At 42.1% G+C, this 25,413-nt stretch carries 25 protein-coding genes; all 25 read left to right on the top strand.

Going from position 1 to position 25,413, the window contains the following annotated elements; genetic code table 11:
• Positions 1-18 precede the first annotated feature (18 nt).
• The 25 genes from ACE1TH_RS10110 to ACE1TH_RS09990 all read left to right on the top strand — a co-directional run bounded on the left by ACE1TH_RS10110 (position 19) and on the right by ACE1TH_RS09990 (position 25,412).
• Entirely contained in the window at positions 19-1,530 is a 1,512-nt protein-coding gene (locus ACE1TH_RS10110; protein WP_099302322.1) for a tripartite tricarboxylate transporter permease, read from the top strand.
• 319 nt (positions 1,531-1,849) lie between these two features.
• Positions 1,850-2,716 carry a M23 family metallopeptidase gene (locus ACE1TH_RS10105; protein WP_099302321.1) on the top strand — a complete coding sequence of 289 codons (867 nt, stop codon included), beginning with the start codon at positions 1,850-1,852 and terminating at the stop codon, positions 2,714-2,716.
• Positions 2,717-2,770: 54 nt separating this feature from the next.
• Positions 2,771-4,558, top strand: a complete 1,788-nt coding sequence (locus tag ACE1TH_RS10100) for a S9 family peptidase (RefSeq protein ID WP_375078889.1) — start codon at positions 2,771-2,773, stop codon at positions 4,556-4,558.
• Positions 4,555-5,790, top strand: a complete 1,236-nt coding sequence (locus tag ACE1TH_RS10095; RefSeq protein ID WP_375078888.1) for an MFS transporter — start codon at positions 4,555-4,557, stop codon at positions 5,788-5,790. Before ACE1TH_RS10100 ends, ACE1TH_RS10095 begins: the two co-directional genes overlap by 4 nt.
• 114 nt (positions 5,791-5,904) lie before the next feature.
• Entirely contained in the window at positions 5,905-7,257 is a 1,353-nt protein-coding gene (gene gdhA, locus ACE1TH_RS10090; protein WP_099303415.1) for an NADP-specific glutamate dehydrogenase, read from the top strand.
• A gap of 105 nt (positions 7,258-7,362) precedes the next feature.
• Positions 7,363-7,896, top strand: coding sequence for a dihydrofolate reductase family protein (locus ACE1TH_RS10085; RefSeq protein ID WP_375078887.1), 534 nt, complete (start codon positions 7,363-7,365; stop codon positions 7,894-7,896).
• Between the two features lie 304 nt (positions 7,897-8,200).
• Positions 8,201-9,535 carry a phenylacetate--CoA ligase family protein gene (locus tag ACE1TH_RS10080; RefSeq protein WP_099302317.1) on the top strand — a complete coding sequence of 445 codons (1,335 nt, stop codon included), beginning with the start codon at positions 8,201-8,203 and terminating at the stop codon, positions 9,533-9,535.
• The gene (locus ACE1TH_RS10075) at positions 9,532-10,548 is read left to right on the top strand and encodes an NAD(P)/FAD-dependent oxidoreductase (RefSeq protein WP_099302316.1); all 1,017 of its coding nucleotides are present in this window, start codon (positions 9,532-9,534) and stop codon (positions 10,546-10,548) included. Before ACE1TH_RS10080 ends, ACE1TH_RS10075 begins: the two co-directional genes overlap by 4 nt.
• Before the next feature lie 21 nt (positions 10,549-10,569).
• Complete coding sequence (locus tag ACE1TH_RS10070; protein ID WP_099302315.1) at positions 10,570-10,812, top strand: ferredoxin; 243 nt, start codon at positions 10,570-10,572, stop codon at positions 10,810-10,812.
• 27 nt (positions 10,813-10,839) lie between these two features.
• Positions 10,840-11,787 carry a 1,2-phenylacetyl-CoA epoxidase subunit PaaA gene (paaA, locus tag ACE1TH_RS10065; RefSeq protein WP_375078886.1) on the top strand — a complete coding sequence of 316 codons (948 nt, stop codon included), beginning with the start codon at positions 10,840-10,842 and terminating at the stop codon, positions 11,785-11,787.
• Between the two features lie 12 nt (positions 11,788-11,799).
• Positions 11,800-12,147, top strand: a complete 348-nt coding sequence (gene paaB, locus ACE1TH_RS10060) for a 1,2-phenylacetyl-CoA epoxidase subunit PaaB (RefSeq protein WP_099302313.1) — start codon at positions 11,800-11,802, stop codon at positions 12,145-12,147.
• The gene (gene paaC / locus ACE1TH_RS10055; RefSeq protein ID WP_375078885.1) at positions 12,144-12,950 is read left to right on the top strand and encodes a 1,2-phenylacetyl-CoA epoxidase subunit PaaC; all 807 of its coding nucleotides are present in this window, start codon (positions 12,144-12,146) and stop codon (positions 12,948-12,950) included. The genes paaB and paaC overlap by 4 nt, the downstream gene beginning before the upstream one ends.
• Before the next feature lie 25 nt (positions 12,951-12,975).
• A complete protein-coding gene (gene paaD, locus ACE1TH_RS10050) occupies positions 12,976-13,479 on the top strand; it encodes a 1,2-phenylacetyl-CoA epoxidase subunit PaaD (RefSeq protein WP_099302312.1) in 504 nt (167 codons plus the stop codon).
• Positions 13,480-13,503: 24 nt separating this feature from the next.
• Positions 13,504-13,806 carry an EthD family reductase gene (locus ACE1TH_RS10045; protein WP_099302311.1) on the top strand — a complete coding sequence of 101 codons (303 nt, stop codon included), beginning with the start codon at positions 13,504-13,506 and terminating at the stop codon, positions 13,804-13,806.
• Positions 13,806-14,582 carry an enoyl-CoA hydratase/isomerase family protein gene (locus ACE1TH_RS10040; protein WP_375079279.1) on the top strand — a complete coding sequence of 259 codons (777 nt, stop codon included), beginning with the start codon at positions 13,806-13,808 and terminating at the stop codon, positions 14,580-14,582. The genes ACE1TH_RS10045 and ACE1TH_RS10040 overlap by 1 nt, the downstream gene beginning before the upstream one ends.
• Before the next feature lie 2 nt (positions 14,583-14,584).
• Positions 14,585-15,352 carry an enoyl-CoA hydratase-related protein gene (locus ACE1TH_RS10035; RefSeq protein WP_375078884.1) on the top strand — a complete coding sequence of 256 codons (768 nt, stop codon included), beginning with the start codon at positions 14,585-14,587 and terminating at the stop codon, positions 15,350-15,352.
• Between the two features lie 34 nt (positions 15,353-15,386).
• Positions 15,387-16,250, top strand: coding sequence for a 3-hydroxyacyl-CoA dehydrogenase (locus ACE1TH_RS10030; protein ID WP_099302308.1), 864 nt, complete (start codon positions 15,387-15,389; stop codon positions 16,248-16,250).
• Entirely contained in the window at positions 16,247-17,455 is a 1,209-nt protein-coding gene (locus ACE1TH_RS10025; protein ID WP_099302307.1) for a thiolase family protein, read from the top strand. Before ACE1TH_RS10030 ends, ACE1TH_RS10025 begins: the two co-directional genes overlap by 4 nt.
• Positions 17,456-17,558: 103 nt before the next feature.
• Positions 17,559-18,440: a phenylacetic acid degradation operon negative regulatory protein PaaX gene (gene paaX, locus ACE1TH_RS10020; protein ID WP_255224771.1), complete on the top strand. Its 882-nt coding sequence runs from the start codon at positions 17,559-17,561 to the stop codon at positions 18,438-18,440.
• Positions 18,441-18,450: 10 nt separating this feature from the next.
• Positions 18,451-19,392 (top strand): NAD(P)H-dependent flavin oxidoreductase, encoded by a 942-nt coding sequence (locus ACE1TH_RS10015; RefSeq protein WP_375078883.1) that lies wholly within the window; start codon positions 18,451-18,453, stop codon positions 19,390-19,392.
• A gap of 24 nt (positions 19,393-19,416) precedes the next feature.
• On the top strand, positions 19,417-20,778 hold the full coding sequence (locus ACE1TH_RS10010; protein WP_375078882.1) for a hypothetical protein: 1,362 nt from the start codon (positions 19,417-19,419) through the stop codon (positions 20,776-20,778).
• Positions 20,779-20,818: 40 nt separating this feature from the next.
• Complete coding sequence (locus ACE1TH_RS10005) at positions 20,819-22,177, top strand: sodium-dependent transporter (protein ID WP_375078881.1); 1,359 nt, start codon at positions 20,819-20,821, stop codon at positions 22,175-22,177.
• 13 nt (positions 22,178-22,190) lie between these two features.
• Positions 22,191-23,348, top strand: coding sequence for a Leu/Phe/Val dehydrogenase (locus tag ACE1TH_RS10000; protein WP_375078880.1), 1,158 nt, complete (start codon positions 22,191-22,193; stop codon positions 23,346-23,348).
• A 1-nt stretch (position 23,349) separates the two neighbouring features.
• Positions 23,350-24,411 (top strand): pyruvate dehydrogenase (acetyl-transferring) E1 component subunit alpha, encoded by a 1,062-nt coding sequence (gene pdhA / locus ACE1TH_RS09995; RefSeq protein ID WP_375078879.1) that lies wholly within the window; start codon positions 23,350-23,352, stop codon positions 24,409-24,411.
• Positions 24,411-25,412: an alpha-ketoacid dehydrogenase subunit beta gene (locus ACE1TH_RS09990; protein ID WP_375078878.1), complete on the top strand. Its 1,002-nt coding sequence runs from the start codon at positions 24,411-24,413 to the stop codon at positions 25,410-25,412. The genes pdhA and ACE1TH_RS09990 overlap by 1 nt, the downstream gene beginning before the upstream one ends.
• Position 25,413 lies beyond the last annotated feature (1 nt).

Genomic DNA, 25,413 nt, shown 5'->3' with positions numbered 1-25,413 from the left:
TTGGTAGAGGTGAGAAAAATGAATACATTTAGTGGAATAATTGAAGGTTTTCAAGTAGCTTTTAGTTTTGAAGGGATATTATTCGTAGCCATTGGCGTATTGATAGGAACAGCAATTGGCATTATGCCAGGACTGGGGCCTATAACTGCAATTGCAGTTATGATTCCAATAACTTATGGAATGGAGCCTGTATTTGCGCTTGTGATGATGGCTGGCGTTTACTATGGAGCCATTTTTGGAAGCTCAACATCATCGATTTTACTTAATACGCCTGGGGCAGCGAGTACCGTTGCAACGACATTTGATGGCTATCCAATGGCGCAAAAAGGGCAGGCGGGTAAAGCATTGGCTATTGCTGCGGTGGCTTCATTTGTAGGTGGAACAGTTGCAGCGTTGTTTCTTATGCTATTTGCACCGCTCCTTGCACAGCTTGCAGTTACCTTTGGTCCTCCTGAATATTTTGCACTAATGCTTCTGGGGATTATTGCCATAACCAGTTTTTCAGAAGGTTCGTCGATCCGTGCATATATATCTGCCATTTTAGGATTCATGATTGTGACAATTGGAATTGATTCACAAACGGGTACGAAACGCTTTACATTTGGTGAGGTAAACTTGCTAGAAGGTATTGATTTTCTAGTTATTGCATTAGGTTTGTTCGCATTAGCGGAAGTTACGCAATTAATTAAAAATCGTTCGGATAATTCCTTACAAAATATGTCTAATATTGGTTCAATTAAACTGACAAAAAAAGATATAAAAGAAATGGCAGGGCCAATGTCGAGGCATTCTATATTGGGCTTCGTAATTGGAGTTTTACCTGGAGCAGGGGCAACAATTGCTTCTTTTATGAGTTATGTGGCAGAAAAAGGCTTGTCTAAACGTCCGAAAGAATTCGGTAGAGGTTCTATAAAGGGATTAACTGCACCTGAAACCTCGACTAACGCAGCTTCAACAGGTTCATTTGTACCGCTTTTGAGTTTGGGAATACCTGGTTCAGGCACGACGGCAGTATTATTAGGGGCGTTTTTAGTTCTAGGTGTACAGCCAGGTCCGCTATTAATGTCAGAGAACCCTTCAGTATTTTGGGGAATCATCGCGAGTATGTATTTAGGGAATATCATTTTAATCATATTAAATTTGCCGCTTATTCCATATATCGCGAAGCTACTAAAAATTCCTCGACCATTACTTATATCACTTATATTAACGTTTTGCGTAGTAGGTGTTTATTCTGTTTCATTTAGCACATTTGATCTTTATTTATTATTATTCTTTGGCGTAATAGGAGTAATAATGAAAGGATTGAAATTTCCAGCTGCTCCTTTTATACTAGCTTTTATTTTAGGTGGTTTGATGGAACAAAATTTTAGAATGGCGCTTACGATTTCTGATGGAGATGTATCAATCTTTTTCCACAATCCTGTTGTATTATCCTTTCTAGGAATTACAATTCTAGCATTATTAGTACCTGTTGTCCGAAAAAAGTGGACTAAAAAACATTATATTGATGAAAGTGAAACCATGTAATTTCAACAATTGACTTCAATTTCCCCAACATTGAAGTTTTTTTTATTAAGAAAACTAATCGGCAAAGAAGACACCGTATGCGCAAGTGATCGTGCAGTGCATACGGATTTCGCTTGTGCCTGTGGTAAGCGTTCGCCATTTTAACTTGATTATTAGTTTTTTGTACCAAATTTAAGTTATCAATTTAAACAAGACAAATATCAAAAAATTCAGCTTAGATTATTTACAGGCATGAGTTGCTATAGCTACAATGAATTGAAACCTTTTTCATGAGAAAGCAGTATAGAGAATAGGAAAACTTAACTGTGGAGTGTGAAGAATGAAAAAAATGTATGCGGTCACACCGGCTAATTTTGTAGAAGTGTTAATTCGTAAGGGATACGAATCGATTTATCAGCAATTAAGTGTCGCGTTTCGAGAACAAATAAGTCTTGAAGCATTTACTGCTTTCTGTGAGGAACATCTAAACGAAAAACTACAGTTTATCCAGATTTCAACAATGGAGATTCAGGGTTTTACAGAATACCAATGGCTGGCACATGAGGAAGCATTAGGATTACGAGTGTTATTTTCTGAAGAGCATATTATTTATGGGTTCCAAATTGTACCTGCTAGGATGGCTTACCCATCAGACAAGCTGTGGTCAAAAAATACGTACGCTTTTCCGTTTAAAGGTAGTTGGTTGACGTTTTGGGGAGGGACAAACGAACTTGTGAATTACCATTACCCCCTCGAACAACAGCGGTATGCTTATGATTTTGTAGTGAGTCGCAACGGCTATACGTTTGATGGCGAACCTGATCAAAATGAAAACTATTATGCGTTTGGTAAAGAAGTCTATGCGCCTTGTAAGGGAACTGTCGTTCAGTGTGTATCAACAGAAGAAGATGTCAAGCCAGGCGTCCTTACGAATGAAGATCAGCCCTGTGGAAACTATGTTATTTTAAAACATAATCACGATGAATATAGCTTGATTTGTCACATGAAACAACATAGTGCCATGGTAAAGGTGGGTGATTTTGTAGAAAAGGGTGCACTTCTCGGACAATGTGGCAACTCTGGTCATACAACAGAACCGCATATCCACTTTCATGTGATGAACCAGCAAGACCCTTTTTCAGCACAATCAATTCGCATAAAACATGATGTTGAACCAGTAAGAGGGGAAATGGTTAAGGAAGATTAAAGTCAATAAACAGAAAGTTAGAATGATTCTAAAGGGAATGGAAGGATTGATTGGATGGTAACGTTCACAAAACCAGATGTACGAGCATTTTTAAAAACGGTGAAAGTAACGCAGTTTACGGTAAGTCCAGATGGGAAGACGATTGCATTTCAAGCTGACTTTACAGGCGTACCAGAAATTTGGGCGATGGATGTTGAGGTTGGATTTCCATATCAATTGACTTCTGTTGGACAGAAGGCATACGATTTACGTTTTAGTACGGATGGAACATTTATGATCGTCAGCTTTGACCACGATGGAAACGAAAAAGCACAATTGTATGGTCTCTCCGTTGAAGGAGGAGAGTTGACCCCGATTCGAACAAAAGAGAACACGCATTATAACGTGTGTGCGCAATCAAAGACTGGTCAACAGCTATACTATACATCGGATCAGGATAATAAAACGTATTTTAATTTATACACCTATCATTTTGAAACAGAAGAGGAGTCAATGGTTTTAGAGGGAGAAGGGGCAAGATTATCTTTTTCTGCATTAAGTAAGGATGAACAGTCGTTTACCTATGCAAAATTTTACGGAAATACATCGAGTGTCGGCTATCTCTATAGAAATGGAACAAGCGAACCTCTGATTCCAGACGCTGATCGCGAGCATGTGACTTCGGATAGTGTGATTGTAAAAGATGGAACGGTTTACTTTACAACAAATGTTAATCAAGAGTTTAGTTTTTTAGCACGTTATCATCCCGACACAAAGACATTTGAAGAGCTTTTGACGATTAATGGGGAAGCGATAACGAGCCTGACATTAACGGAAGATGAAACATTGATCTATCTGATTACAACAGCAGGTGTGCTAGATAAATGCTATCTCTATCATCTCGATACAGGCACTTATGAAGAACTAGCCTTACCTATAACATCTGTGGAGCAAGTCGAACTTACTACTTCAGGGGCGCTCGTTGTGCTAGGTTCAAAGCCAACACGACCAAGCAACATTTACATGTATCACGAAAAGGAATGGAGCCAGCTAACAGATGTGCGTGTGACAGGTATACATGAGCAAGAATTAAGTGAGCCTGATGTGATCCGTTATTCTTCGTACGACGGGTTAGAAATTGAGGCGTTATTGTATAAGCCACAGCCTGATAAAGCGAATGGATACACCGTGCCTATGCCACATGGTGGGCCGCAATGGGCGGACCTTTTAGAATATGACGCCAATAGCCAGATTCTTGTTTATGAAGGCTATCAAGTTTTTATGCCTAATTACCGGGGATCAACTCGATATGGAGCAAGTTTTACAAAAATGGTCGAAGGAGACTGGGGCGAGGGGCCGCGTTCTGATATTCTCGAAGGATTGGATGTATTAACTGCACAGAAAAAAATGGATCCGGAAAAATTGGTTGTTCTAGGGGGAAGTTATGGAGGCTATATGACGCTTTTATTACATGGTCGCCACCCAGAAAGGTTTAAAGCGGCTGTCGATATTTGTGGGGTATCCAATTTATTTAGCTTTGTTGAAACCGTGCCAGAATCATGGAAACCTGTAATGGATCGGTGGGTTGGCAATCCAGAAAAAGATAAAGAACGGTTAATAAAAGATTCACCAATTACATATTTAGAATCAATGACAAAACCAATGCTCGTCATTCAAGGCGCAAATGATCCACGGGTTGTCAAAGAAGAATCAGATCAAATTGTTGATGCGCTTAGGAAACAAGGTACAGACATCGACTATCTTGTCTTTGAAGACGAAGGACATGGTTTTACAAAAGTGGAAAATCGAATCACGATGTTTGAGACGATCATTCGCTTCTTAAATCGCCATTTGCCTGTATGAAAAAGTGGAAGCATCCAGCGATACTCCTTGGTACAACAGGTCTTGCAAACATCGGGGACTTCATTTATTTAATTCTGATAAATATTTTAGTTCTTCAACTAACAGGGTCGGCAACAGCCGTTGCGGCCCTGTGGATAATCGGTCCACTTGTTAATATATTCACAAAGTTGTGGACAGGTAGTTTTATCGACTACAGGAGCAAGCGACTCATTATGATGACGACATATCTCATTCGTGCAGTAGGCATCGCAATGATTGCGTTTGCGCCAAATCTCTTTTTCATTTATTTCCTGTTGATCGTGTTAAGTTTCGCGCAGTCCTTTTTCTTTCCGGCATCGATCACGTATACGACAATGCTTGTACCTGTGGAGCTTAGGAAGCGCTTTAATGCTATTCGATCTTTTACGTCATCTAGTGCGTTTATTATTGGTCCAGCCATTGGTGGTTTGCTTCTTTTAGCATTTTCCTCTTCCGTTACGCTGTTTATAAATGCATTTCTATTCGTTGTAGCGGCGAGTCTTTTATTCTTTCTACCAGAAGAACAAGAGGGGCAACGTATAAAACCGCCAGCTTTAACGTTGCACCAAGTAAAGACCGATTTTACAATCGTTTTAACGTTTATCAAAAACGAATCGTTTTCAATGGGGATTTACATCGCTTTTCAATTAACGCTTTTATTTACATTTGCGCTGGATGTGCAAGAAGTTGTATTTGTGCAAAATGCGGTAGGGTTATCTGAACTCGACTATAGTTTCCTGATTAGCATAACCGGAATTGGTTCGCTTGTATCCGCTATCATTCTTTCTTTTTTTGCCAATCATTTTACATTACGATGGATGATTGCGAGTGGCATGTTTTTTATGACGATTGGGTATGTCATTTACGCATTTTCTTGGTCGTTTGCATCCATTGCTGTTGGTTTTATCATCTTAGGATTTTTTAATGTCATTGTGAATGCAGGCATGACTACGTTTTATCAGAACCACGTGCCGATGCCAATGATGGGAAGAGTGACAAGTATCTTTCAACTTGGTCAAAGTATGGGGCAAATTATACTTGTATTACTAACAGGGCTTATCATTGATCTTTTTTCGTTGCGCGTAACAATTGTTGTTCTTGCGCTTTCATTGATGCTAGTAGCGCTTTTGTTTTCAGTTGTTGTACTTAAGAAGAGAAACCAAGTCTATTTTATGGAGAATCCGCAAGTACAGAAAGCGAAAGCCGCGAAATAAAGAGGAAATAAGAAAAGAGACTTCTTATAATTTACCAATAATTAGCGTTTTGTGAAGGTTGAAAAAGGGGAGAGGTGAAAGAAGCAATTAAAAGGAGGACGAAACGTGACGACAATGGAACAGAAAAAGGCAGAATCTTACGTGAACGATGTGATCGAGCAGGTGAAGGAGAAAAATCCAAATCAACCTGAATTTTATCAATCGGTGCAAGAAATGGCGCATTCATTAATTCCGTTATTTGAACGAGCACCTCACTACATGGATTATGCGATCTTAGAGCGCATGGTTGAACCTGATCGCATGATTACCTTCCGAGTCGCTTGGAGTGACGATGAGGGTGTGGTTCATGTAAACCGAGGTTTTCGCGTTCAGTTTAATAATGCGATTGGTCCTTATAAAGGAGGCTTGCGGTTTGATCCTTCTGTGAATGAAAGTATTGTGAAATTCCTCGGGTTTGATCAAATTTTTAAAAATGCGTTAACGGATCAAGCGATTGGTGGAGGAAAGGGTGGTGCAGATTTCGATCCTAAAGGAAAATCAGATATGGAAATTATGCGGTTTACCCAAAGCTTCATGAATGAACTCTCTAAATACATTGGTCCAAATGTAGATGTGCCTGCTGGAGATATCGGTGTTGGAGGGCGCGAAATTGATTTTATGGTCGGTCAATACAAACGGTTACGTGGTGCTTTTGAAAAAGGCGCATTCACTGGAAAAGGGATCGATGTCGGCGGGAGTTTAATGCGAACTGAATCAACTGGATATGGAGCTGTATATTTTGCCGAACAGATGCTAAAACATGAGGAAAGTGATTTAGAAGGAAAAAAAGTGATTGTATCAGGTGCCGGAAAAGTATCGCTTTATGCAATGGAAAAAGCTGTGGAGTTAGGTGCGACGGTTGTGGCGTGTAGTGATTCAAGTGGCTATATTTTTAATGAAGATGGCTTAGATGTTAGCACCATTAAACAAATAAAAGAAGAAGAGCGGAAACAAATTTCTTCGTATTTAGATTACGATGAAAACGCAACGTTCCATGAAGAAGGGCGTATGTGGGAAGTGAAGTGTGATCTTGCCTTTCCTTGCGCGACACAAAATGAATTAGATGAAGACGATGCCAAACAACTCGTCGAGAATGGTGTTACTGCAGTTGTTGAAGGAGCGAACATGCCTTGCACAGAGGATGCGATTCATTACTTACAGAAAAATGATGTGCGGTTTGGGCCGGGTAAAGCCGCAAATGCAGGTGGCGTTGCTGTGTCTGCTTTAGAAATGGCGCAAAATAGTTCACGAGTGTACTGGAGCTTTGACGAAATTGATGGCATGTTAAAAGACATTATGGAGGATATTTATAAAAAAAGCGCTTCAGCCGCCAAAGAATATGACGTAGAGGGTGACTTGATATCAGGTGCCAATATTGCTGCATTTAAAAAAGTGGCAGATGTGATGGTGGCTCAAGGAATTATTTAACTGAGAAGTGAACGAATTTGACTGGCTATCTAACAAACGAGCGCTCTTTTGTGACAGTAGTTGTCAGGTTCTTTGGCTAAACTATAGACGAAAGGAGCGATAAAAATGGAGAAGCGAAAGCTCATTTTGTTTATAGCGACAAGTCTTGATGGCTACATTGCGACAAAGGAAGAGAACCTTGACTGGCTATTTGAAGTGGAAGGAGAGGATGATAATGGATTCTCGCGTTTTTATGAAAAGGTTGATACTGTGCTGATGGGACGGCGTACATTTGATTGGGTAAATAGAGAAACAGATGACTATCCATACCAGGATAAATCGAGTTATGTGTTTACACGTTCTAAAGGGAGCGCTCATCACTCGGCTCAGTTTATAACGAACCACACCCGCTTTTTTATATCTAATTTAAAACAACAAGATGGAAAAGCAATTTGGTTAATTGGTGGAGGAGAGCTCCTTTCTTTCTGTCTGAAGGAAAACCTTGTTGACGAGATCATTGTTACGGTTGCTCCCAAGATAATTGGAAGTGGCATTCCCTTATTTCGAGAAGGGGTTAATCAAATTGATTTAACGTTACATCATGTTGATACATTTAATCAATTTGTAGAATTGCATTATACAGTAGATCAGAAGGCTTGAGTGATCGTGCTCAAGTCTTTTTTATTGTTAATACTAACAAAATATAAACGGTACAGTTAAATACGTTAGTAATCGAAAAATTAGAGGGGAATTTTATATATTTAAATCGATTAGTTGGAAAATTGAGGTGAATCCTCATAGATAAGACAATTAAGAGGTTATAAAATTAATTTAAATAACAAGAATGAAAAATTCTGATAAGTTGTTTGACAGCGCTTTCATAAAGTGGTATGTTTTTGAATATAACATATAAATAAATTCCGTTTTAAAAATGTTAAATAAAAATGCGAGGAGATGAAATCGAGTGTTTAGTCCTCATGTTGAAGCTACTAGTCGAGAAGAGCTGCACAAGTCGCAATCGGAGCGTCTAATCCGAACGGTTGATTCTGTGTATAAACACGTGCCTTTTTACCGGGACAAATTCGTAGAAGCTGGAGTTCAACCTCATGACATTCAATCCATCTCAGACATTACAACATTACCGTTTACAAACAAACAAGATTTACGCGACCATTATCCATTTGGCTTACTTGCTGTTCCGAAACAGAAGCTAGCCAGAATTCACGCTTCATCTGGCACAAGTGGAAAACCAACAATTGTTGGATACACAAAAAATGATCTAACGCATTGGGGAGAGATGACTGCACGCGCAATTGTATTAGCAGGAGGAAGCGAGAATGACCTCATTCATAATGCTTATGGATACGGTTTGTTTACTGGTGGTTTAGGGCTACACGGAGGAATTGAAACGTTAGGCGCAGCGGCTATTCCAGTATCGGGCGGAAATACAGAGCGGCAAATCCTTTTACTCCAAGACTTACAACCAGATGGCATTTGTGCGACGCCATCTTATATGATTAGTCTAATAGAAAAAATGGAGCAAATGGGCTGTTCTCCTGCTTCAATCGGATTGAAATACGGCATTTTTGGAGCTGAACCGTGGTCAGAAGAAATGCGGTCAAAGCTGGAACAGAAGCTTGGGATAAAAGCAATCGATATTTATGGCTTAAGCGAGGTGCTTGGTCCAGGTGTATCGGCGGAATGCCATGAAGCACAGAACGGACTACATATCGCAGAAGACCATTTTCTCGTAGAGGTGATCAATCCAGAAACATTAGAGCCAGTAGAAGAAGGAACATTTGGCGAACTTGTTTTTACAAGCTTAACAAAAGAAGCCCTCCCGATTATCCGTTACCGCACAGGTGACATTGCCGCACTTACCACCGCACCATGTTCATGTGGACGAACGACGGCTCGGATGACAAGAGTTAAAGGACGAACAGACGATATGTTCATCATAAGAGGTGTAAATGTATTTCCATCTGAAATGGAGCGTGTGCTGTTAGAGGTGGAAGAACTTGTACCGCATTATCAAATCCATCGTTTGCAACAAGGTTCAATGGAAGCGGCGCGGGTGCATGTTGAAGTGTGTGACCATTTTTATCAGCAAGTTAATGGGGATCTCCTGCATGAACAAGTGTACATGTTGAAAAGAACCATCGCGAAGCAGCTTAAATCCGCCTGTCTAATTTCTGTTGAAATCGTATTAGAAAAACCAGGTGGGATTCCACGGTCAGAAGGGAAAGCGATTCGTATTATCGACCACCGTCACAAACAGCAGAAGGGTGTAGTCAAATGAGTAAGGAGTCTGTCGATATAATCGTAATTGGTGGAGGACCGGTTGGTTTATTTGCTGCTTTTTATGCAGGAATGCGAGGAATGTCCGTAAAAATTATCGAAAGTTTACCTCAATTAGGTGGACAGCTAAGTGCCCTTTATCCTGAAAAATATATTTATGATGTGGCTGGCTTCCCGAAAGTTCGTGCCCAACTGCTAATAGATGGTCTGGTTGAACAAATGAATCCATTTCAACCGATTGTCTGCTTAGAAGAGGAAGTAACAGATGTGGAAAAAGATGAGGATGGTCTTTTCAACATTACAACAAATCAAACGACTCACGTAGGAAAGACCATTTTAATTACAGCGGGAAATGGCGCCTTCCAACCAAGGAAAATGAAAGTCGACCGAGAAGATTCATTTAAGGGAACAAACATTCATTATTTCGTTCCGGATATGAACATGTTTACAAATAAAGATGTGGCCGTTTTTGGTGGTGGCGATTCAGCTGTAGACTGGGCGCTTATGCTTGAACCAATTGCTAAAAGCGTAAAGCTCATCCATCGACGTGATGCATTTCGTGCGCATGAACATAGTGTTGAGCTACTAAAGAAATCATCAGTAGAAACGCTGACACCTTATGCGCCGGTTGAATTAATTGGATCTGACAGAGTCGAGCGTGTCGTACTTCAACATGTTAAAACAGAAGACGTGCTAGCAGTTGAAGTTGACGATGTCATTGTGAACTACGGGTTTGTGTCGACGCTTGGTCCAATTAAACATTGGGGACTGAACATTGAAAAGAACGCTATCGTCGTGAATGCAAAACAAGAAACATCGATACCTGGAATCTATGCAGCTGGTGACATTTGTACATTTGATGGAAAAGTAAAATTAATCGCAAGTGGTTTTGGTGAGGCTCCGACTGCTGTCAGCAATGCAAAAGTCTATATTGATCCGAAGGCGAGAGTTCAGCCCCCGCATAGCACCAGTATTATGGGAACAGAAGAGAAGAAAGCGCCCGTTCAATCATGAGTGAAAAAAGGAGTGTACACGATGGCGAAATTTGTATGTGTGAACCAAGAAACATGTATTTCATGTGGGTCTTGTGGAGCGATTGCACCTGACGTATTTGAGTATGATGATTCAGGTTTAGCCTATGTTCACCTTGATAACAATGAGGGATCTGCCGAAGTACCTGACGTGTTCCATGATGATGTAGACGATGCTTGTGAAGAGTGTCCGACTGGCTCCATAAAAGTAGCAGCTGAACCAATTTTGGTCGACCAACAATCATAGACTTTTTTAGTAGAAAGGGTGACGAACATGTATGTGACGACTGATTATATGACAGAAGATGAGCGAATGGCAATGTTCATGAACCGGATAGAAGCAGGAGAAAAAATTGAAGCAGATGACTGGATGCCTGAAGAATATCGTTTAACGTTAATAAAGTTAATCTCGATGCACGGGATTAGTGAGATCATGGGGGCACTCCCAGAAAAAGAATGGGTTCCACGGGCCCCTTCTTTACACAGAAAACTCGGAATTATGGCGAAAGTCCAAGATGAAATGGGTCACGGTCAGCTGTTAATTCGGGTAGTGGAAGATTTAATGAAGCCATATGGACGCAATCGCGCTGATATGATGCAGGACCTCTTTACTGGGAAGCTGAAATTTCACAACGTGTTTCATATGAAGACAAAAACCTGGGCAGACGCGGGAATTATCGGCTGGTTAGTCGATGGTGCAGCGATTATTACACAGACGAACATGCTTGGTGCATCCTACGGGCCTTATGCCCGTGCATTAAAGCGAATATGTGCAGAAGAAGTGTTTCACGCTCAACATGGAGAGGCAATTATTATGGCGTTGGCAGAAGGAAACGAGAATCAGCGCGAAATGATTCAAGAAGCGTTGAATCGCTGGTGGGAGCCGTTGCTCATGTTTTTCGGTCCAGCAAGTAAAGAAACGACAGGCTCTTCAAAACAAGATGTCACGATTAAATACAAGATTCGAACGGATACAAATGAACAGCTTCGGCAGCGATTCTTGTCTAAATATATTCCGCGCGTATGGTCATTAGGGTTAACCATTCCAGATCCAACGCTTTCTTTTAATGAAGAAACGAAAACATGGTCTTATCAGCAACCAGACTGGAATGAGTTTAAGAAAATTACGCGCAATGAAGGACCATTTTCGCAAGAACGGCTGAATTTAAGAAGAGTATCATATGACAATAATGCGTGGGTTAGGCGTGCGCTAGCTCAATAGGAGGTCGGTTAAATGAGTGATCAAGGGTTCTATAAAGAATTTGAAGTGTTTAGTAAAAGGAATGATGCATCGCCATTTACCCATCAATTTAGTTTAACTGCGCCTAATAAGGAATTGGCCCTTGTGATGGCACAGGAAAATTTTATGAGAAGAGAACCAGTTGCCGATATTTGGGTCATTGAGCGAGCGGATATTCGCGGATTATCGGAAGGGGAGAAAGCAAGCCTTCAAAGACTGGACAATAAAGATTATCGCAATACAAAAGGGTATGGGTACTTGAAAAAGAAGTGGCGTCAGTATGAGCAAGGAGTATTAGACGAAAAAGAAATTATGTCTTGGCAAGGAGGGGAGAAGAAATGAACGTAGTTGGAATGACAGATATGGAAAGAGAAGCGTTAGTTGAGCTGTTGCTTCAACTTGGAGATGATGATTTTATTTACGCGTTTCGAGGGGCAGAGTGGCTCGGTCTCGCTCCTCATATTGAAGAAGATGTGGCATCTGCATCGATCAGCCAAAATAGTATGGGCCATGCGGTGATGTTCTATGAATTAGCAGAGTCATTAGGGCTTGAAGAAGCAAATGTGCTCGCTCATGGCAGATCGGCTAAAGAAAGACGCAATAGTGTGTTGGTAGAGCGGGTTAACGGCGAAGGATCCTATATGGGCACACCAACGTTTGATTGGGCGTATACGGTTGTCCGCAACTATTTCTATACGTTGGCAAAAAAATTAAAAATGGATGCGCTGCAAAAAAGTTCGTATGAACCACTTGTGGATGTTGCAAAAAAAGTGAACATGGAGCTCCATTATCACCTTATGCATTGGCGTACATGGTTTGTTCAGTTGCTGCAGTCAACCGAAGAAGCCAAGGAAAAGATGATTCGTGCGATTGAAGCGGTCATGCAAGATTTTGGCGACTTAATTGATTATGGTCATTTGGCTAAAGAAATCGAAACCAAAGCGTATATTGCACCTGCGAGCGAAGTGGAAACGCGTTGGATGGACATTATGAAACCAATCGTCGAGTCACTCGGTTTATCAAGTCGTCTTTTGCAGTATGAGCAACAGCGAAATGGACGGAACAAGGAGCATACAGCAGATTTAGAAGAAGCCATTGCTACTTTATCTGAAGTATATCGAGCAGACCCAGTTGCAAGCTGGTAAAGAAAAAGTAGAAAGGAGATGCGCCATGACCTACACCGAAACAAATATAGTCGATTTTGAACTCATTATGGAACAACTTGAAACCGTCAAAGATCCAGAGATTGATACGGTTAGCATTATCGATTTAGGGATGGTGGAGCGTCTAAATCGAGCGGGCGCAACGATTGACATTGACATCTTACCAACCTTCTTAGGATGCCCAGCGTTACCTATTATTCAAAAGAATATTAAGCAGGCGTTGTTAAGCATTCCAAGTATTGAGACGGTGAATGTCTCGTTCGTCCATTCTCCCCCTTGGACATCCGATCGAATTAATGAAAAGGGTCAACAAGGATTGAAAGCATTCGGAATTGCCCCACCGCCAGAATTTTTAGAGGCTGATGGGTCATGGCACATTGATTGTCCGTACTGTTCATCAACCTATGTCACGCTGGATAATTTATTTGGTCCAACTGCGTGTCGAAGTATTCTCTATTGCAAATCATGTAAGAATCCTTTTGAAGCAATGAAACCAGTATCCACACTATAACCAAATTAGAGGAGAGATGTACACATGGCAAAATTAGTAGCGTTATACAAACAACCCGAGGACAAACAAGCATTTGACGAGCATTATTTCAATGTGCACGCCCCGTTAACAGAAAAAATTCCTGGACTAAAGGAAATGAACGTGACGACGTTTAGCGGCACACCAATGGGAGATGCATCTCCGTATTATTTAATGTGTGAGATGAAGTACGACAGCATGGAGGATCTCAAGAGTGGTATGCGTTCAGACGAAGGAAAAGCGTCTGGAAAAGATTTAATGTCGTTTGCTGGAAAACTTGTGACGTTAATGATTGCTGAGGATGAGTAATTGTGTCCTTCACTTTTATCAAAACAAGCGTTCAAAGCCGAATCGGGCGAATTGAACTAAATCGACCAGACCAATTAAATGCACTCAACCGGCAAATGGTCAACGAAATTGTTACAGCGTTAGAAGGGCATGATCGAAATGACGAGGTGAACGTCATTCTCATAACGGGCAAAGGGAAAGCGTTTAGCGCTGGAGCAGATATTGATGAGATGAAAGATCTATCGCCTGTCGACCTGGAGCGCTTGAATCAATTTGCGGACTGGGATCGGATCGGGATGATTAAAAAGCCGATCCTAAGTGCCGTTCAAGGAGTCGCGTTAGGTGGAGGATTTGAGCTTGTATTAAGCTGTGACCTTGTCTTAGCAACGGAAAAAACAATGTTTGCTTTTCCGGAAGTAACCATTGGCGTTATGCCTGGTGCTGGCGGAACACAACGCTTAACGAAACTCGTTGGCAAGACAAAAGCACTCGAATGGTTGTTAACTGGAGACCGCATTTCCGCTAAAGAAGCATTGCAGTACGGCATAATTAATAAAATTGTGCAACCGGAATTACTAGAAGAGGAAGCCATTCGTTTTGCTGAGCGTTTAGCGACACAGCCTGCGCTCTCACTTCGTTTGATTAAGGATGCGGTTCAAGTCGCTCAGCATGCATCGGTCTATGACGGTATGCAACAGGAACGAAAGAATTTCTATCTTCTGTTTGCCTCCTATGATCAAAAAGAGGGAATGGAAGCGTTTGTTGAAAAACGGAACCCGAAGTATGAAGGGAGATAACGATGAGCGAGATTCTTTATGAGGAGCGAGACGGGCTAGGAATTATTACACTCAATCGACCAACAGCGTATAACGCATTAACAAGCTCCATGTTGCAGCAGTTAAAGAAACAGCTAAGCGTAGCGGAGAAATCAGCGAGCGTCCGCTGTGTGGTGTTAACAGGAGCTGGGAACGCATTTTGCTCGGGTCAGGATCTACATGATGTAAGCGAGGGTGCTGATCATGGTGAGATGCTTCGTCAGTTTTATGCACCTGTTATTCAGCAAATGAAAGCAAGTGAAAAACCGCTCATTGCAAATGTAAATGGTGTTGCCGCAGGTGCAGGCTTTAGTCTTGCACTAGCGTGTGATTTTCGTTTATTGCATGAAAAAGCGAGCTTTATCAATGCGTTTATTCATGTCGGCCTCGTCCCTGATTCTGGCAATCTTTACTTCTTACGTCGACTCATTGGTGAAGCAAAAACGATTGAGCTTGCGATGCTCGGTGAAAAAGTCTCAGCGAAAGAAGCGGAACGGTTGAATCTCGCTACGAGAGTCTACCAAGCTGAAGACTATCAAAACGAGGCACTCGCTTTTGCAAAGCATGTTGCAACGCTCCCTACAAAAGGGTTGGCTTTCATTAAACGTGGGTTAAACAAAACGGATGGCGAATTAAATGATTATTTGGAAATGGAAGCACAATTACAACGGCTAGCAGGTGAAACGAACGATCATCTAGAAGGTATTCAGGCATTCAAAGAAAAGCGCAAACCAATGTTTAACGGTTATTAAGTTTTGCACGAGAGAAGAAAGGAGAGCGTTTTTCATGCAGTCAATAGCAGTCATTGGTTCAGGTGTGATGGGCAGAGGTATTGCTTATGTTGCGGCCAGGGCTGGTTTTCAAACCAACTTGGTAGACATTGATGATCAAGCGCTTGCTCAGGCAAAATCGTCCATTCAGACGCTTGTTCAAAAAGGACTTGATCGTGGAAAGATTACAGAACATGAGAAAGATTTGATTCTGAACGGGCTTCAGTTTTATTCTTTCGTTGAACCCGCCGTATCGGATGTAGATGTGGTCATTGAAGCCGTCCCAGAAATAAGGAATAGTAAGCAAAAAGTGTTTGAGCAGATGGAGCAGTTTACGCGCTCGGACTGCTTATTTGCCACAAATACATCCACAATGAGTCCAACAGAAATAGGCTCTTACGGCAAGCGAGCAGAAAAAACGATTGCGATGCATTTTTTTAATCCAGTACATCAAATGAAGCTCGTCGAAATTGTACGCGGACTGGAAACGAGTGATGAAACCGTGGCGGCTGTTAAACAAATTGCTGATAAGATGGGTAAAGAGACGGTTGTAATTAATGAATTTCCTGGCTTTGTGACGAGTCGAATGAGTGCGCTTGTTGGAAATGAAGCATTTTTTATGTTGCAAGAAGGCTTAGGTACACCTGAAGAAATTGATAAAGCGATCAAATTAGGCCTGAATTATCCGATGGGGCCGTTTGAATTAGGGGATCTTGTCGGACTCGACACTCGACTAAATAACTTAAAGTATTTGCACGAAAAACTCGGTGAAAAATATCGACCTGCACCGTTACTCGAACAATATGTGCAAGCAGGAAGGCTCGGTAGAAAATCAGGAAAAGGTGTGTTTGATTATACAAAAAATGAGGTGACGACATGAATGAAGTGGTCATTGTGGATGCAGCTCGAACGCCAATTGGTCGCTATAAAGGTGGGTTGAAAACCGTTCGTCCTGACGACTTGGCGGCGACTGTTATTAAAGCACTTATAGAACGAAACCCGCTGGTGCAGCCAGATTTGATTGAAGAAGTGGTAATGGGCAATGCCAACGGTGCTGGAGAGGAAAATCGAAATGTAGCTAGAATGTCTGCGCTACTTGCTGGTTTGCCGCAAGAAGTTGCTGGCACAACGATTAATCGCTTATGCGGATCTGGCCTCGATGCTATTTTGTATGCAGCGAGATGTATCGCTGTTGGTGATGGGGACGTCTTTATTGCTGGTGGAACCGAAAGCATGACAAGAGCACCTTACGTGATGGCAAAGCCGGAAATGGACTATCCAAGAGGGTCGATGGAGTTGCTAGATACAACGATTGGCTGGCGCTTTACGAACTCAGCTCTAGAAGAAAAATACGGCGCAGATTCTATGCCGAAAACAGCGGACAATGTAGCCGAACGGTTTACCATTTCCAGAGAAAGACAAGATCAGTTTGCTTATACGAGTCAACAACGCGCTCACCAAGCAATGGAATCGAATCGGTTTGCAGATGAACTAATTCCTGTGTCATATAAAGACAAAAAAGGGAATACCATCACGATTGATCAAGATGAGCACCCACGTCCACAATCAAGCATGGAGAAGCTACAAAGCTTAAAGCCACTCTTTCCAAATGGAACGGTTACGGCTGGTAACGCTTCTGGTGTGAATGATGGAGCAAGTGCGGTCCTATTAATGTCCGCTGCGAAGGCTAAAGAATTAGGGTTAAAACCACTTGCGCGCTATAAAAGTAGCGGTGTGGCAGGTGTAGAGCCAGCGATTATGGGTATTGGACCAATAACAGCAACTGAAAAAGCTTTGTCCCGAGCGGATTTAACGGTAAAGGACCTCGATGTCGTTGAGCTCAATGAAGCCTTTGCGGCACAAGCACTAGCTTGTATAGATGGTCTAAAACTTGATTCTACTAAGGTGAATGTGAATGGTGGCGCCATTGCGTTCGGTCACCCGCTTGGAGCAAGTGGAGCACGGATTGTGACGACTTTAGTACATGAAATGAAGCGTTCACATGCTCAATATGGATTAGCTACGATGTGTATTGGTGTCGGTCAAGGGATTGCAGCTATTTTTGAACGAGTAGAAGAGGAATAACACGATTCTGATTGTGTCAAAATCAAAACTTTTCCAAATCCTCCATAAGCGATATAATCGATCTTAAGGTTCCGTTTTAAATCTGTTAGAGAGAGTGAAGGATATGAGTGCAAATACACAATCTATGATTTTTACAATCTATGGAGACTATATTCGCCATTATGGAAGCAAAATTTGGATTGGAAGTTTAATTAAGCTATTAAAAGAATTTGGACATAATGAACAGGCCGTCCGCGTTGCTGTATCACGTATGGTTAAACAAGGGTGGTTGTTGTCAGAGCGAAAAGGCACAAAAAGCTTTTATTCATTGACAGCTCGTGGAGTGGCTCGCATGGATGAGGCAGGGGATCGGATTTTTAAATTTGAAGATCATGCCTGGGATGGGAAGTGGCGGATGTTGCTTTATAAAATTCCAGAAGATCAACGTCAAATCCGTGATGAGTTAAGGAAAGAACTGTTATGGAGTGGGTTTGGAAGCTTTTCAGCATCTTGTTGGATCTCTCCCAACCCGTTAGAAGAACGTGTGCAGGCGCTAATTGATAAGTACGATATTAAAGAGTATGTCGACTTTTTTGAGGCGGTTTACAAGAGCGAAGATAATCTAAACCTCGTTGAAAAAAGTTGGCAGCTTACAGAGATTGAGCAAAAATATGAAGCATTTGTAGCACAATATTCACGTTCGTTCATTGCTCATCAAGCTGCAATTAAACAAAACGTACTGTCAGACGCAGATTGTTTTGTTGTGCGAACCAATCTCGTTCATGAATACAGAAAGTTTTTATTCATTGACCCGGGTCTTCCAAAGGATTTATTGCCGCCGAATTGGAATGGACGAGAGGCGAAACTCCTTTTTGGGCAGTACTATCGCTTGTTAGCAGAGCCAGCGAGTCGTTTTTTTGAAGCCGTGTTTGAAGAAGATAATGACTTAGCTTTTAAAGAATCTGGCTATGATGCTCATAGTCATCCACTGATTGTAGAAGAATAGGAGGGCAGAAATGGTAACCCGATTATTAAACATAAAGTACCCGATCATTCAAGGGGGAATGGGAAACATTAGTGATCCCATTCTCGTGGCAGCCGTTTCTGAAGCTGGTGGGCTAGGCACAATTGGTTGCGGCACACTTTCCGCCATACAAGTAAATGAAAAAATTGTAGAGACGAGAAAGCGAACAACAAAGCCAATTGCGCTAAATATACCGCTTGCTGTTAACGAATACCGAGAAGAATTAATTGAATTGGCAATAAACGAGAGGATACCCGTTGTCTCATTATCTGCGGGCAATCCTCAACCCTTTATTTCACGGTTAAAACAGCATGGAATTACCGTAATATGTGTGGTTGCGACAGTTAAGCAAGGAAGAAAAGCAGAAGAAGCCGGTGCAGATCTTCTTGTAGCTGAAGGGTTTGAAGCGGCAGGCATTAACGCCATGCAAGAAATGACAACGCTTACATTAATCCCGCAACTCGTTTCACATGTTCACATTCCTGTTGTAGCAGCAGGAGGCATTGGGGACGGAAAAGGGTTAGCGGCTGTATTGATGTTAGGAGCGAGCGGAGTTCAGATGGGAACGCGCTTTATTGCCACACAGGATGCACCTTACAGCCAGCGTTATAAAGAAAAACTTCTTAACGCCACAGATCAATCCACGCTCGTTTTAGGGCGAGCGCATGGTCAAGTAAGACGGGTATTAAAAGGAGTTTATACAGAACATATACACAAGCATGAACGAGGTTATAGCCCCGATGAATATCAAACCCTTACATCAGAGGATGCTCACCAAAAAGGGGCAATTGACGGCAATGACGAGGAAGGCTTTATGAACGGAGGGCAAGTGGCTGGTCTCATTAACGATTTACCAACTGTAAAAGATTTATTAGACACCATGATTACAGAAGCGAAGACTGTCATGCAAGAAAACATGTCGCTCTTGGACTAAAAGAATCCAAACAAGGAGGCTTTCATGGCTAAAAAAAGAGAATATGGTGCAATTCATCCCGGAATCAAATGGGGACCATTTACAATGAGAATTCCTGGGGTGCATATTGGTTGGACGCCAAGTCAACTATTCCAAGGAGGGCTGCTTCTTCTTGCGACAAGTGGTTCTGTCACACCACTTGTGATGCAATATTTTGATGTGTCATTTGAAGTTGCATGGACACTCGGTTTAATTTTCTTGTTCTTTGTTGTCGCACAAACGATTTTCTTTGGAGATGTATATGCGGCAGGAGCGATAACGCCAGCTTTGCCAATCACACTTGCCTTTGTAGGAACACTCACGCCTGGCGTAGAAGTCATACATGCCTTGACAGCACTCTATCTAATGTGCGCACTGATCTTTTTATTTTTTGGAGCGACAGGCCTTGGGTTGAAATTTAATCAGCTCGTCCCGAATGTGTTAAAAGCAGGGATCATTATGGGCGGTGCAGTTGCTGCATTCCGAACGGAGTTAGATCGACTTCCAACGATGCCTTTTACATTAGTAACAGCTTGGGCGATTACATTATTTCTCTTATATTCTCTACCTTTTAAACAATTATCTAGTACAAAACTTAAAATCTTTGTTGCAGGGAATGCGATGTTAGTAGGGCTTGTGTTCGCAACAGGCGTTGGTCTTCTTACAGGGGAACTTTCGTTTTCATTGACGTGGGGATTCTTTATTCCGCCAATTGCTGAGACATTCAGCACTTTATCAATTTGGTCAATTGGGGTACCATCATGGGGAGTCTTTCTTTCTGTCTTACCACTTGCTATCTTAATCTATATTTTGGCTTTTAGTGATCTTTTAATCGGTGATACGTTAATGAAAGGAGCTGACCAAATTCGGAAGGACGAAAAAATTGACGTAAATGCGACGAGAAGTCACTATGCACTAGCAGCTAGAAATTTTTTACAAGTCATAACTGTTGGGCCAATGCTATGGATGCACGGTCCCATTTGGGTAGGCGTTCAAGTGTTTATTATTGAACGATACAAACAAGGTCGCAAGATTATGGATACGATATTCGCGGGGCCAATGAATTTTTATATTTTGGCGATTCCGCTTGGGTTCCTCTTACCTGTAATTTCAATTATTACGCCATTATTTCCTGTTGCCTTATCTGTTGCGCTTCTACTCACAGGGTTTGCATGTGCTTATGTGGCAATGTCAATGGTAGAAGATCAAACTACAGGTGGAATGATTCTAATTATTGGGATGGTAACGGCCTTTCTCGGTGCGGCTTGGGGACTAGGTGTTGGTCTTGTGTTATACATATTACTTATTGGACTAACAGGTAAAAAAGAAGAAAAAAGAAAAATGGAGGCAGATAAAGAAATCTCGTAGAATAGATAGAGTATCGGATTTAATAGGAAGGGGTCGAAACATGGAAAAACAACAGTGGTCCTCAAAGTATGGCTTTATATTAGCTGCAGCTGGATCTGCAATTGGGCTTGGTGCAATATGGAAATTCCCTTATGTAGCTGGAGAAAATGGTGGGGGCGCGTTTTTCCTAATCTTTATTTTGTTTACACTGCTCGTCGGTTTGCCTCTCTTAATCGGTGAGTTCGTCATTGGTCGAAGTACACAAAAAAATGCTGTCGATTCATACAAAACGATTGCTCCTGGGACGTCATGGTATTTATTAGGGAGACTTGGAATGGTAACGGCCTTTCTCTTACTTTCTTTTTACAGCGTCGTCGGCGGTTGGATCTTGCTTTACATCTGGAAAGTGGTGACAGGTCAGCTTTCCGGGCTTGATGGTGCTGAATATGGGGAGATCTTAAACCAAACGATTGCCGATCCGGTTTTAGCGATAGTTGGACATTTAATCTTTATGGTTCTGGTTATGGCGGTAGTCTCAAGAGGTGTGCAAAAAGGGATTGAAAAAGCCAGTGTTATTATGATGCCAGCCTTATTTATTTTATTCTTAGTAATTGTCGTTCGCTCTGTCACATTAGATGGCGCAATGGAAGGAATATCGTTTTTACTCGTACCTGATTTCAGTTCTTTAACCGGTGAAGGGGTCTTGTTTGCCATGGGGCAATCATTCTTCGCCCTTAGTTTAGGGATTTCAGTCATGGTGACATACAGTTCGTATTTATCAAAGCAAGAGAATTTGGTGCAGTCTGCAAGTGCGATTGTCATTATGAATTTCCTTGTAGCCCTTCTTGCAGGGCTCGCGATATTCCCTGCTGTTTTCTCATTTGGGCTAAGTCCTGCCGAGGGACCAGCACTCATTTTTGCTGTCCTGCCGACTGTATTTAGCCAAATGCCGTTTGGAATGGGCTTCCTCTTAATCTTTTTGATCTTATTCTTATTTGCTGCGTTGACATCCGCATTTTCAATGATCGAAATTATTGTTGCCGCTCAAACGAAAGGTGATGAGCGCAAACGTGCGAAATCAACATGGATAATTGGGCTCGCAATCTTTGCTGTAGGTATCCCTTCTGCGCTGTCTTATGGTATTTGGTCAGACTTCACTATTTTCGGGCGAATCATATTTGACGCGGTTGACTTTTTAGTCAGTAATATCTTATTACCTGTAGGGGCATTATTAATTGCCTTATTCATCCCGTTAAGAATGAAGAAAGAAGTACTATTAAAAGAATTTACTTCAGGTAATTCAAAAGGTCGCAAGTTGTTTGCTGCATGGTTGTTGTTTATTCGAATTGTTGTACCGATCGCGATTATTTTCGTCTTTATCCACGCGTTAGGTGGCTTTAATTGGTTAATAGGAGAATAAGAAAGGATGAATCATGATGGAATTAACAAGTGATCAAGCTTTGCTTCAGTGGGATATTTTTCAAGAAATGTCTGAACATGAACAAGTCGTTTTCTGCAATGATCAAGAAAGTGGTTTGAAAGCCATTATTGCCATTCATGACACAACACTCGGTCCCGCCCTTGGCGGGTGCCGGATGTTTCCTTATCGTACGACAGAGGAAGCATTAGAAGATGTCTTACGATTATCTCGAGGGATGACAAAAAAATGTGCCGCAGCCGATGTAGATTTTGGAGGAGGAAAGGCCGTCATTATTGGTGACCCAGCTAAAGATAAATCACCCGAGCTATTTCGAGCGTTTGGTCAGTTTGTAGAATCACTTGGTGGACGTTTTTATACAGGTACAGATATGGGCACGACAATGGATGATTTTGTTCATGCGATGAAAGAAACGCGCTGTATCGTGGGTGTACCTGAAGAATTTGGTGGGAGTGGTGATTCTTCAGTACCAACGGCTGAAGGTGTCATCAATAGTGTAAAAGCAGTGAATTACGTGTTGTATGGGGATCAAAATCTCTCAGGAAAATCGTTTGCCATTCAAGGATTGGGAAAAGTAGGGTATAAAGTAGCTGTTGCGTTACTTCGAGCTGGAGCTGACCTGTACGTAACAGATTTGCAACCGGCAATTTGCGTAGAGCTAAAAGAATTAGGAAAGACCCTTGGTCAAGATGTGCAGATTGTCGATGGAGACGACATTTATCGTGCGAAGGCAGATGTGTTTGTCCCTTGTGCACGAGGGGGAATCTTAAATGATCATACGATCACTAAATTGAATGTTCGTGCAATTGCCGGTTCTGCCAATAATCAGTTAAAAGAAGCGCGTCATGCAGAGGTATTGTTGCAAAAAGGAATCCTTTATGCACCGGATTATATCGTGAACGGTGGTGGGCTTATACAAGTCGCTGATGAGTTGTATGGAAGCAACAAGAAGCGTGTTGGTGCAAAGACACAGGCAATTTATCACACGCTCGTTGATGTGTTAACGACGGCAAAAGAAGATCAAATTTCGACGGAGAAAGCCGCTGAACAATTTGTTGAACAGCGAATGTCTAGCCGCTCAAAACGGAATAATTTTTTCACAGGACAATTACGACCAAAGTGGACCATTCGACAAGAGAAAGGAATGTTCTAATATGAATGAATTTCCAATGGTGCAGTATATCGACCAAGAAGGTAAGTGGGTTAGTGATGAGGAAAAGCTGAGTCAAGAACAGGTAAGAACGTTCTATTATCATATGCTGAGAATTCGAACGTTCGATAAAAAGGCCGTAACGTTACAACGGCAAGGAAGGCTAGGGACGTACGCTCTTTTTGAAGGCCAAGAAGCAGCTCAAGTTGGAAGTGCGCTCGCATTAGAAAGTAACGATTGGGTATTTCCGACGTATCGCGATCATGGCGCAACCTTAACGTTTGGTGCGGACATGGCAAAGACATTCCTTTATTGGAACGGAAGACTTGAAGGCTGTGTGCCACCTGAGGGAAAACGAATTTTTCCACCAGCTGTGCCAATTGCGACGCAAATTCCCCACGCTGTAGGTGTAGGAATGACCGAAAAGAGAAAAGGAACTGGCGCTATCTCGATTGCTTATTATGGAGACGGAGCAACATCGGAGGGAGATTTTCATGAAGGGCTTAATTTTGGAAGCGTATTCAAAGCGCCGACGATCTTCTTTTGCCAAAATAATGGATTTGCCATCTCCGTCCCGTTTGAAAAGCAAATGAACTCAGAAACCATTGCCCAGAAATCTGTTGCCTATGGGATTCCGGGAATCCGTATTGATGGAAACGACTGCGTGGCTGTCTATCAAACGGTCAAAAAAGCAGCAGAACGAGCGAGAGCTGGTGAGGGGCCAACATTAATTGAGGCGATGACGTGGCGCTATGGTGCACATACCACAGCAGACGACCCGACAAGATACCGCGATCAAACGATAAGTGACGAGCGGAGAAAAACAACCGACCCTGTCACAAGACTAGCGCTTTATATGAAGAATGAAGGTCTGTGGGATGATGATTGGGCACAATCGCTAGAAGAAGAGATTACGGCAGAGGTAAATGAAGCAGTTGAAAAAATGGAAGCGTTCCCAAAACCCGATGTGAATGATTTGTTTGATCATGTATTCGCAACGCCTGTTTGGCCAATTGAGGAGCAAAAAGCAAAGTACTTAAACCATTTAAAAGGAGTGAACGCATAATGGAAGCAACAAAAGATGTGAAGACCAAATCCATGACAATGGTTCAAGCTGTGAATGATGCGTTACGTGTTGCGCTTGAACAAGATGACAACGTCCTTTTACTAGGTGAAGATATTGGTCGTAATGGAGGGGTGTTTCGCGCAACGGATGGTCTGCAAAAGCAGTTTGGGGAAGATCGTGTTATTGATACGCCGTTAAGTGAATCAGGTATCGTTGGGACGGCAGTTGGGTTAGCCATTTCTGGATCTAAGCCGATTGTGGAAATGCAGTTTATGGGCTTTGTGTACCCAGCCTACGAACAAATTATGACGCATGTGTCACGCATTCGAATGCGCTCAATGGGGAATTATTCTGTGCCGATGGTCATCCGAGCACCGTATGGAGCGGGCATTCGGGCACCAGAGATTCATTCGGATTCCGTCGAGACATTGTTTACCCACATGCCCGGTATAAAAGTCGTTTGCCCATCCACACCGAGGGAAGCAAAAGGGCTGTTGCTTGCGTCTTTAGCTGATCCTGATCCAGTTCTTTTCATGGAAGCCCTTCGTCTTTACCGTGGAGAGCGTGAAGAAGTGGAAGTGGATGGCTACGAAATTGAAATTGGAAAAGCAAACAAAGTCGCTGATGGCAATGATGTCACGTTGCTTGCATGGGGAGCGATGGTGCCTGTTACGAAGAAAGCGGCAGCAGAAGTAGAGGCAGAGGGCATTACATGTGATGTGATCGATTTACGTACGCTATTTCCATTAGATAAAGACATGATTGCTGAATCTGTCCAGAAGACAGGGCGCGCTGTCATTGTTCACGAAGCACATGCAACAGGCGGACTTGGGAATGATCTTATTAGTTTAATAAACGATACATCGTTTTTGTTCATGCGTTCACCAATTGAACGGGTAACAGGATTTGATGTCCCTGTACCGCTTGGTTCGTTAGAAGACCATTATATCCCGAGTGTTTCAAGAGTGGTGGAAGCGATTCGGAAAACGGTTCAATTCTAGA

This window comes from Shouchella sp. JSM 1781072, from assembly GCF_041949915.1.
In the GTDB taxonomy this organism is placed as follows: Bacteria; Bacillota; Bacilli; order Bacillales; family Bacillaceae_D; genus Shouchella.
The sequence above is the reverse complement of the archived record's forward strand: the minus strand, read 5'-3'. Positions and strand labels throughout refer to the sequence as shown.